This window comes from Saccharopolyspora sp. 6M (genome assembly GCF_020176775.1).
In the GTDB taxonomy this organism is placed as follows: Bacteria; Actinomycetota; Actinomycetes; order Mycobacteriales; family Pseudonocardiaceae; genus Saccharopolyspora_C; species Saccharopolyspora_C gregorii.
Genome location: NZ_JAIUJZ010000329.1, coordinates 1 through 2,762, shown reverse-complemented (window position 1 = coordinate 2,762; position 2,762 = coordinate 1). Strand labels below are relative to the sequence as shown.

The 2,762-nt window shown below is 70.1% G+C and carries 3 protein-coding genes; all 3 read left to right on the top strand.

The genetic code is table 11. The features are described 5' to 3' along the window. Positions 1–197 precede the first annotated feature (197 nt). A complete protein-coding gene (locus tag LCD31_RS28575; protein WP_224963272.1) occupies positions 198–623 on the top strand; it encodes a Fur family transcriptional regulator in 426 nt (141 codons plus the stop codon). Positions 624–645: 22 nt separating this feature from the next. After that, positions 646–2,109, top strand: coding sequence for a catalase (locus LCD31_RS28570; protein ID WP_224963270.1), 1,464 nt, complete (start codon positions 646–648; stop codon positions 2,107–2,109). A gap of 77 nt (positions 2,110–2,186) precedes the next feature. Beyond that, positions 2,187–2,573 carry an ankyrin repeat domain-containing protein gene (locus LCD31_RS28565; protein ID WP_224963268.1) on the top strand — a complete coding sequence of 129 codons (387 nt, stop codon included), beginning with the start codon at positions 2,187–2,189 and terminating at the stop codon, positions 2,571–2,573. Positions 2,574–2,762: the final 189 nt, after the last annotated feature.

Here is a 2,762-nt window from a genome sequence, read left to right as displayed (position 1 = left end):
CCGGGCGCACGCGGTGTTCCACCTGTGGACCGCGACCGCGTACGGGGTGCGGTGAACTTCGGACCCCGGTCGGGCGAACGCGCGGGGCCGGTATTTGCGCGAGGGCCTTTCCCACCTGCGAAGACGTGATCTTCGGGGCGCCACGCCGCACCACAGCTAAACTTGACTAATTCCAGAAAAGCTGGTTGTCTCGGGTCATGCCGGTCATCGACGCCACCGCACTCCTGCGCGACGCCGCGCTGCGCGTCACGCGCCCGCGGGTGGCGGTGCTGTCGATGGTCGCGAACCACCCCCACTCGGACACCGATGCCATCGCGACCGCGGTCCGCCGCGAGCTCGGCTCGGTGTCCACCCAAGCGGTCTACGACGTGCTGCGCGCGTTGACCGAGGCTGGTCTGGTGCGGCGCATCGAACCGGCGGGCTCCCCCGCCCGGTTCGAGACCCGCGTGGGGGACGACCACCACCACCTGGTGTGCCGCGGCTGCGGCGGCATCACCGACGTGCGCGGCGCGGTCGGCGCGGCGCCCTGCCTCGACGTCCGCGACTCGCGGGGATTCACCCTGGAGCGGACCGAGGTGACCTACTGGGGCACCTGCCCGGCCTGCCGCGCGCGAACCGAATGAATCCCGAACACAGGAGCCGATCTTGCCGGAGAACAACCAGAAGCCGTTGACGACCGCCGCGGGCGCGCCGGTTCCGGACAACCAGAACTCCATGACCGCCGGTGCCCGCGGCCCGATGCTGCTGCAGGACGTGTGGTTCCTGGAGAAGCTGGCCCACTTCGACCGCGAGGTCATCCCCGAACGCCGCATGCACGCCAAGGGCTCCGGCGCGTTCGGCACGTTCACCGTCACGAACGACATCACCCAGTACACCTCGGCGAGCATCTTCTCCGAGGTCGGCAAGAAGACGGAGATGTTCGCCCGGTTCTCCACCGTGGCCGGTGAGCGCGGTGCCGCCGACGCCGAGCGCGACATCCGCGGCTTCGCGCTGAAGTTCTACACCGACCAGGGCAACTGGGACCTCGTCGGCAACAACACCCCGGTGTTCTTCTTCCGCGACCCGCTGAAGTTCCCCGACCTGAACCACGCGGTGAAGCGCGACCCGCGCACCAACATGCGCAACGCCGAGAACAACTGGGACTTCTGGACCAACCTGCCCGAGGCGCTGCACCAGGTCACGATCGTCATGTCGGACCGCGGCATTCCCGCGTCGTACCGCCACATGCACGGCTTCGGCTCGCACACCTACAGCTTCATCAACGCCGAGGGCGAGCGGTTCTGGGTGAAGTTCCACCACCGCACCCAGCAGGGCATCAAGAACCTCACCGACGCCGAGGCCGAGGCCCTCGTCGGCAAGGACCGCGAGTCGCACCAGCGCGACCTGTTCGACTCGATCGAGAACGGCGACTTCCCGAAGTGGAAGCTGTACGTGCAGGTCATGCCGGAGGCGGACGCCGACGGCTACCGGTTCCACCCGTTCGACCTGACCAAGGTGTGGTCCAAGAAGGACTACCCGCTGATCGAGGTCGGCGAGTGGGAGCTCAACCGCAACCCGGAGAACTACCACGCCGACGTGGAGCAGGCCGCGTTCACGCCCGCGAACGTGGTGCCCGGCATCAGCTACTCGCCGGACAAGATGCTGCAGGGCCGGCTGTTCTCCTACGGTGACGCGCAGCGCTACCGCCTCGGCGTCAACCACCACCAGATCCCGGTCAACGCGCCGCGGATCCCGGTGAACTCGTACCACCGCGACGGTGCGATGCGCGTCGACGGCAACCAGGGCGCCACCCCCGGCATCGAGCCGAACTCGTACGGCCGCTGGCAAGAGCAGCCCGCCTACCGCGAGCCGCAGCAGGCCGTGGGTGCCGTCGCCGACCGGTTCAACTACCGCGAGGACGACGACAACTACTTCGAGCAGCCCGGGAACCTGTTCCGGAACATGACCGCGGAGCAGCAGCAGGTCCTGTTCGAGAACACCGCCCGCGCGATCGACGGTGCCTCGCAGGCCACCATCGAGCGGCACATCCACAACTGCACGCAGGCCGACCCCGCCTACGGCGAGGGCGTCCGCAAGGCAGTGGAGGCCCTGGCGGCCGGCAACCTCTGAGTGAGACCGAATTCCCCGGCGTGGCGCGCGATTCCGCGTGCCACCCCGGGGTTTCTCTTCCGTTGGGGAGGATTTCCATGGGCGAGGGTGAGCTCACCCCGGAGCAGACCGAGCGGGTCGTGGCGATCGCGATGGACCTGGCCCGGGAGGGCGACACCGCGCAGCTGCTGGAGTTCGTCGAGCACGGGCTGCCGGTGGACGTGACCGACGCGGACGCGAACACGCTGCTGATGCTCGCCGCCTACCACGGGCACGCCGCCACGGTCCGCGCGCTGCTGGACCGCGGCGCGGACCCGGACCTGCGCAACGCACGGGACCAGTCGCCGATCGCGGGCGCGCTGTTCAAGGGCGCCGACGAGGTGGTGGCGGTGCTGCGCGAGGCGGGCGCCGACCTGGACGCGGGCACCCCGACGGCACGCGACGCCGCCACCCTCTTCGGCAGGCGACACCTCATAGCCGACTGACGAAAGAGCTCTTCCCCGCTCAGCGGCGAAGCCGCTGAGCGGCGACCCCCGAGCAACCGGCACCGCCGCGGGTTCTCAGCGCACTCCTCGCGAGGACAGCGTTTTCTGCGGGGGGGGGGGCCCCCGGGGGAAAGCCCCCGCCGCGCGGGGGGGGGGGGGGGGGCGCCCCCCCCCCACCCCCCCCGCCCG

Coding starts and splice junctions, on each gene's coding strand:
- LCD31_RS28575 (WP_224963272.1), top strand. CDS start 198: ATGCCGGTCATCGACGCCACCGCACTCCTGCGCGACGCCGCGCTGCGC.
- LCD31_RS28565 (WP_224963268.1), top strand. CDS start 2,187: ATGGGCGAGGGTGAGCTCACCCCGGAGCAGACCGAGCGGGTCGTGGCG.